The sequence below is a fragment of the Candidatus Thioglobus sp. genome (assembly GCF_029243085.1).
Taxonomy (GTDB): Bacteria; Pseudomonadota; Gammaproteobacteria; order PS1; family Pseudothioglobaceae; genus Thioglobus_A.
In genome coordinates, this window is record NZ_JAQWSS010000031.1 from 1 (window position 1) to 7,087 (window position 7,087).

A 7,087-nucleotide genomic window follows, 5' to 3' on the forward strand; every position below is an offset into this window, starting at 1 on the left:
TTTTATGTAAAAAATTTATTAATAACTATTTTCTGGGGAGAGAATCAATGGGTTTATTATCTGGTTTTCTTCTTTTAAAGAGATGCTGAGATACGTTATTGGCGGCATAATGGTTGGAATTGGCGGCATTCTTGGCATGGGATGCACCTTGGGTCAAGGTATAGCTGGCACCTCAACATTATCCTTAGGTTCATTTTTACACCTATTTGCTCTTATGTTAGGTGTGTATATTGGTATACGTATGCAAAAGAGATTTATGACTGACCATGAAGTTCCTAGAGCGGATTAGTTTTTTTTGATAATCACAAAAAAAGGCGTGCTAAAGCACGCCTTTTTTATTGTTTAATAAGTAATTACCCCAATAAAGGTGCTCCTAATAAAGGAATGATCATGATTGCAACTATGTTGATAATCTTGATTAGTGGATTGATCGCAGGACCAGCAGTATCTTTATATGGGTCACCGACAGTATCACCAGTTACTGCAGCTTTGTGAGCGTCAGAGCCCTTGCCGCCAAAGTTGCCATCTTCGATATATTTTTTGGCGTTATCCCATGCACCACCACCCGTAGTCATCGATATTGCTACAAAAATTCCGGTAGCGATAGAGCCAATTAGTAAACCGCCTAATGCCTCAGCACCCAAGATTAGTCCGACTGCTACTGGAAACAAGATTGGTAGTATTGATGGAATGATCATTTCTTTAATCGCTGATTTGGTTAACATATCAACCGCTTTAGAATAGTCAGGCTTTTGCGTGTAATCCATGATGCCTGGCATTTCTTTAAACTGACGACGAACTTCATTTACAATGCCACCAGCTGCACGTCCTACTGCTTCCATTGCCATTGCACCAAATAAGTAAGGCACCAAGCCACCTAAGAATAAACCAATAATCACCATATGGTTTGATAAGTCAAATGAGATAGCGTCAAATCCAGCTCTAGTGTTTAACTCATTAGTGAAGTCAGCAAACAATACTAAGGCCGCTAATCCGGCAGAACCAATTGCATAACCTTTAGTTACCGCTTTGGTTGTATTGCCAACAGCATCTAAAGGATCAGTAATATTGCGAATTTCTTCAGGAAGCTCAGCCATTTCAGCAATTCCACCTGCGTTATCAGTAATTGGGCCATAAGCATCTAATGCAACAATAACACCTGTCATAGACAACATGGCAGTTGCAGCAATTGCAATACTGTATAGACCACCTAACGCGTAAGCACCCCAGATACTAGCACAAACTGCCAATACTGGTAGTGCTGTAGATTTCATGCTTAAGCCGATACCAGCGATTACATTTGTACCGTCACCAGTCAATGAAGCTTCAGCAACGTGCTGTACTGGTTTATATTCAGTTGAAGTGTAATATTCAGTAACTACAACCATTACAGCCGTTAAGGCTAAACCGATGAGTGATGCGTAGAATAGGTTGATATCCATGCCCATATCAACCGTAACGTAATAGAAAGCAATTGCTGCTAATACTGCAGATACGATTAAACCTTTGTAAAGTGCACCCATGATTGAACCGCCATCAGATACTTTTACAAAGAAAGTACCCACAATCGAGGCGATAATTGACACAGCACCTAAAGCTAACGGATAAAGAATGGCATTCTCACCTAAGCTTAAAACGCCTGCTAACATCATTGTTGCAACAATTGTCACCGCATAAGTTTCAAATAAGTCAGCCGCCATACCTGCACAGTCACCTACATTATCACCAACGTTATCAGCAATTACGGCTGGGTTACGCGGATCGTCTTCTGGAATGCCGGCTTCAACTTTTCCAACAATATCAGCGCCAACATCAGCGCCCTTGGTGAATATTCCGCCACCTAATCGAGCAAAAATCGAAATCAGTGAACCACCAAAAGCTAAACCAATCAATGCATGTAATGCATCTGCTTGCTCAAGGCCATAAGACAACAAGCCAGCATAAAATCCAGCAACACCAAGTAGTGCTAAACCAACCACTAACATACCTGTAACCGCGCCACCTTTAAAAGCCACCTGGAAAGCGGCATTCACACCATTTTTAGCGGCTTCTGCAGTACGAGAGTTGGATTTAACGGATACATTCATACCAATGTATCCAGTTGCACCGGAAAGAACTGCACCAATCAAGAATCCAAGAGCTACTGAGTAGCTTAATGCCTGAGAAATGACAACTAATAGCGCCACACCAACCATGCCAATAGTTGTGTATTGTCGATTTAGATACGCGCTAGCGCCTTCTGCAATTGCATCTGAAATTTCTTTCATTTTGTCAGTACCTGGGGATTGTTTGTAAATCCAGGTCATTGTGTACAAGCCGTATAGAACGGCAATAATTGATGCCCCAATGGCAAGCGTTAGTACATACATATTCTCTCCTCAAAGTTATAGTATTTATTTATCCCGATAAGATTGTACTTCAGTTATTGAATGTACGTATTATTATTTTTTTTGTGGCAAAAAAAATAGCTCGTTTAACGAGCTATTTTTATAAGGGCTGCAAGAATTAATTACTATTCCTTTTTCCAATATTTGGTTTCTATTCCTTCTCCTAAGTCTGCCTCAATTAGTCTAGAACGAAGTTTTAGGAGTTTTTCTAATAGGGCAGGCTCAGCTTCTTCGTAACCCTGGGCATCTGGCACACGCTTGACCACAACTCCTAATAATTCAGTAATTGCATTACCAATAGAGTTTTGAGAAATGGTAACAATTAATTTACCCTGGTCATTTCGATAGATTAATTGCTTGAAAGCTGGCTGCCATCGAATTGATGATGAATATTTAGGATCATCAATACATTTGTCACGGACTTTTTTAGCTGCAGACAAGAAGCATGTATTGAACAATAATGTATTTTCAATTAATTCAGGGAAATAAGCTTCCTTAGGGACAGATGAATTACGACAAGAAACCTGTGCAAAGAATGTTCTGTAGAAATCTAGAAAACCCTTTAATACTAGATCGTATTCATCCCAGAATTTGACATTTTTTAAGCTATCAATACCGCCAGTTACTTCCCAGCTCGGAAGGCCTTGAGGGTAGCCAGTAAGAGCAAGTCCAGACGCCTTTCCATCGATAGGCTTAAGAATTTCAAAATTCAGTTTCGATTGAAATTCTGCATATACATCTTCCATATAGTTTGCAAATAATGAGTGTTGACCACCATCAGTCAGATTTGGATTTTTAGGATCTGACAGCTCAGAATTTTCTAATTGCGTCTTATCAAAGACAATGAAATGATTATGCAGCATGCGGATACTTGGAACACCAGGTGATGTTATTGGCCATGTTGAATCTAGTGATGCTTCGCCACATAACACCAGATGCTTGTCCGCATCTGGAAATTCTTCCAGCATAAATCCAATGATTATTTGATTCATGCGATTCCAAGCATTTTTAACATTGTTTGGCACTTGAGTGCGCCTGACTGGCCTACCTAAAGGATTTAGTATGCTTTTGGATGTGTTGTAAATAATAGAGCAATCGAATAAATTTGAATGGCCTAATGCTTTACGGTACAGAAGTAGATCTTCACTATTTTCCATAAGGCCATTGTTTTGAGCAAGGTCTGCTAAATTTTCAGATGAATTGAAAAATTCATTTGGCTTCATGCCTTCTGGCACATCTAGAGGAATTGGCCTAAAAGGTGTTGTAATTTGTCTTGGTCCAGTTTTCATAATATATTTCTAATTAATAATTTGTAAAAAAAAGGCTTATGTCCAACTGACATAAGCCCTCAATGTATTTAGGAAAAAGCTTGCGCTTATCCTAGTTGAGCGTAAACACGATCTCTAACTTCATCAAGTGATCCAACACCAACTGCCGCACCATACTTAGGCGCATTACCATCTTCATTCATCCAAGCTTTGTAATAAGTTACTAGCGGTTGAGTTTGATCATGATAAACACTTAAGCGTGAACGAACCGTTTCCTCATTATCGTCGGCACGTTGTACTAATTCCTCGCCAGTAATATCATCAATACCTTCAACCTTTGGCGGGTTGTAAACAACATGATACGTGCGACCAGATGCTAAGTGAGCGCGACGCCCCGACATGCGGGCAACAATATCTTCATCAGGTACTTGAATCTCAACAACGTAGTCAATTGCAACGCCATCAGTTTTCAAGGCCTCAGCTTGCGCGATAGTACGTGGAAATCCATCAAACAAAAAGCCTTTTTCACAGTCATCTGCTTGAATTCTCTCTTTAACCAAGCCAATAATGATTTCATCAGAAACTAAGCCACCTGCGTCCATTACCTTTTTTGCTTCAACACCTAATGGCGATCCCGCTTTAACAGCGGCACGCAACATGTCACCGGTTGATATTTGAGGAATGTTATATTTCTCACAAATATTTGTTGCTTGAGTGCCTTTACCCGCGCCTGGAGGGCCTAATAAAATTACGTTCATGTTTATCTCTTTATAGGGTGTTATTAAACTTCAAAAGATGGAAGCTTCTTCTCAACCATTTCTTTCTTCATTACCACGTAGTCAGGAAGTCCGTTTTTGTATGGAGGGTAGTTTTCACCTTCAATTAATGGCTGTAAGTACTCACGACATGCATCAGTAATACCGAAACCATCTTCAGAGATGTATTCCATTGGCATCATTTTTTCTACGTTAGCAATATCTTTTAATTCACCCATGCCGATTTCCCATGTGTACGGGTTATTTGAAGTACGGATAATTGCTGGCATGACTGAGTTTTTACCTTCCATTGCAAGTTCAACAGCAGCTTCGCCTAATGCATAAGCTTGTTCAACATCAGACTCTGATGCTAAGTGACGTGCAGCACGTTGCAAGTAGTCAGCAACAGCCCAATGGAACTTGTGACCGAGTGCATCTTTAATTAGTTGAGCTACAACCGGAGCGGCGCCACCTAATTGTGCATGGCCAAAGTCATCACGAGTACCTTGCTCAGCTAAGAATCTACCATCTGGCCATTGCGTACCTTCAGAAACAACCACTGTACAGTAGCCAAATTTCTTTACGTTTGCATCAACTTTAGCTAAAAACTTCTCTTCATCAAATTTAACTTCAGGGAACAAGATAACCACTGGAATTGAATCATCTAATAAACCACCTGCTGCAGCAATCCAACCTGCATGACGACCCATAACTTCAAGTACGAAAATTTTAGTTGAGGTTGCACACATTGAAGCTACGTCAAAACTTGCTTCCATTGTAGAAACAGCAATGTATTTAGCAACTGAACCAAAGCCTGGGCAGTTGTCTGTTACTGGTAAGTCGTTATCAACCGTCTTAGGAACATGAATTGCTTGAATTGGGTAACCCATAGATTCAGATAACTGAGAAACTTTTAAACACGTGTCAGCTGAATCGCCACCACCGTTATAGAAGAAGTAACCAATATCGTGAGCTTTAAATACTTCGATTAATCTCTCGTATTCAGCTTTGTTAGCTTCTAAAGATTTCATCTTATAACGACACGAGCCAAAGCCACCAGAAGGTGTGTGCTTTAGGGCTGCAATATCAGTGTCAGACTCTTTAGTGGTGTCAATTAAGTTTTCCATTAAAGCGCCGATGATGCCATTTTGACCAGCATACACTTTGCCAATTTTCTCTGGATATTTACGAGCTGTCTCAATTACACCACATGCAGAAGAATTGATTACTGCAGTTACACCGCCTGATTGTGCATAAAAAGCATTTTTCATGGTTGTTCCTATTTACTATAAAAAAGGAACAATTATACCAATAGCTGTTTTTTGACATATTGTATTATGGTGATAATGAAGCATACCCCATTGGTTATACTTGTTATTGAATTTGTCATTTTTTAAGGGATATTTTTTTATATCCCTTTATGGGTAGTATGTTAAAATATTGTTTCAATTAAATAAGGTAAAGAGGTTCTCAATGAAAAGATTAGATCAAGTGTTATCAGCTGATGGTGTGTCGGCCGAATTAGAGCTTGTTATTAAAGATACTATGGTTGCATGTAAGGATATTGCCTATAAACTGGGCCAGGGTGCTCTAGCAGGGATTTTAGGTGCAACTGAAGATGAAAACATTCAAGGGGAAACTCAAAAGATGTTGGACGTTATTTCTAACGATCTTTTAAAAGATATTCTTTGTGCCAATCCATATGTCAAGGGTGTAGGCTCTGAAGAGGAAGACTATACAATTGCCGGTCACGCTGATGGTAAATATTTAGTTACCTACGATCCATTAGACGGTTCTTCGAATATCGATGTTAACCTTTCTGTTGGAACAATTTTTTCTATTTTAGAAGCGCCAGATGACAATCGCACTGGTGATGATCAAAATGTTTTCTTACAGTCTGGTCGTAATCAGGTTGCTGCTGGCTATGTTCTTTACGGCCCTTCTACCTTACTGGTTATGACAACGGGCAATGGTGTTAACTTGTATACATTAGACACCAATGTTGGAGAGTTTGTTTTAACTAGAGAGCAGTTAAAAATTACCGAAGATACTGCTGAATTTGCAATTAATATGTCTAATCAGCGTTTTTGGGAAAAGGAAATGCAAGAGTATATTGATCATTGTTTACAAGGTGAAGAAGGTCCTTTAGGTAAGCGCTACAACATGCGTTGGGTAGCATCTATGGTTGCGGAAGTTCATCGTATTCTTATCCGTGGTGGTATTTTTATGTACCCTTATGATAATCGCGATCCATCGAAAGCGGGTAAGTTACGTCTAATGTATGAAGGTAATCCAATGTCAATGATTGTTGAGCAGGCCGGCGGTTTGTCGTCTACAGGTCATAGCTGTATTATGGATGTTGATCCAAAAGATATTCATGACCGCGTACCAGTTATCTTAGGGTCGAAAAATGAGGTGAAGAAAGTGGTCGCTATGTTTGGTGATTATATTACTCAATCATAAAGATCAATTTTTTTTAGTTGCCGCACAATTTAGGCGTGCGCACTTAAAATCTCAAATATTTAGCCAAAGGCGTAAGGAGTAATAACCCATTCTTGGGTATGATTAATATCGATTACTAAGCATTTTGCGCCGCCGTGGTTACGAACCATGCCAGCAGCCCCTGGATTAATAACCCATGGATAATTGTCTTGATCTATTATTTGTTTGTGCGTAT

6 protein-coding genes are annotated in these 7,087 nt (G+C 39.6%); 2 read left to right on the forward strand and 4 right to left on the reverse strand.

Features of this window, described 5'->3' with window-relative positions:
* The first annotated feature begins 58 nt into the window (after window positions 1-58).
* Window positions 59-289, forward strand: a complete 231-nt coding sequence (locus P8M52_RS01760) for a YeeE/YedE thiosulfate transporter family protein (RefSeq protein ID WP_300306471.1) — start codon at window positions 59-61, stop codon at window positions 287-289.
* Window positions 290-353: 64 nt separating this feature from the next.
* On the opposite strand, the gene P8M52_RS01765 is transcribed toward P8M52_RS01760, so the two are convergent.
* The 4 genes from P8M52_RS01765 to P8M52_RS01780 form a co-directional block, all read right to left on the reverse strand.
* Window positions 354-2,369 carry a sodium-translocating pyrophosphatase gene (locus P8M52_RS01765; protein ID WP_300306460.1) on the reverse strand — a complete coding sequence of 672 codons (2,016 nt, stop codon included), beginning with the start codon at window positions 2,367-2,369 and terminating at the stop codon, window positions 354-356.
* Window positions 2,370-2,512: 143 nt separating this feature from the next.
* Entirely contained in the window at window positions 2,513-3,676 is a 1,164-nt protein-coding gene (locus P8M52_RS01770; RefSeq protein ID WP_300306462.1) for a hypothetical protein, read from the reverse strand.
* A gap of 86 nt (window positions 3,677-3,762) precedes the next feature.
* Window positions 3,763-4,413, reverse strand: coding sequence for an adenylate kinase (adk, locus tag P8M52_RS01775; protein WP_300306464.1), 651 nt, complete (start codon window positions 4,411-4,413; stop codon window positions 3,763-3,765).
* A gap of 23 nt (window positions 4,414-4,436) precedes the next feature.
* Entirely contained in the window at window positions 4,437-5,681 is a 1,245-nt protein-coding gene (locus tag P8M52_RS01780; protein ID WP_300306466.1) for a 6-phosphofructokinase, read from the reverse strand.
* A 202-nt stretch (window positions 5,682-5,883) separates the two neighbouring features.
* Here P8M52_RS01780 and P8M52_RS01785 point away from each other — a divergent pair, with 202 nt between their 5' ends.
* Complete coding sequence (locus P8M52_RS01785; protein ID WP_300306469.1) at window positions 5,884-6,873, forward strand: class 1 fructose-bisphosphatase; 990 nt, start codon at window positions 5,884-5,886, stop codon at window positions 6,871-6,873.
* Window positions 6,874-7,087 lie beyond the last annotated feature (214 nt).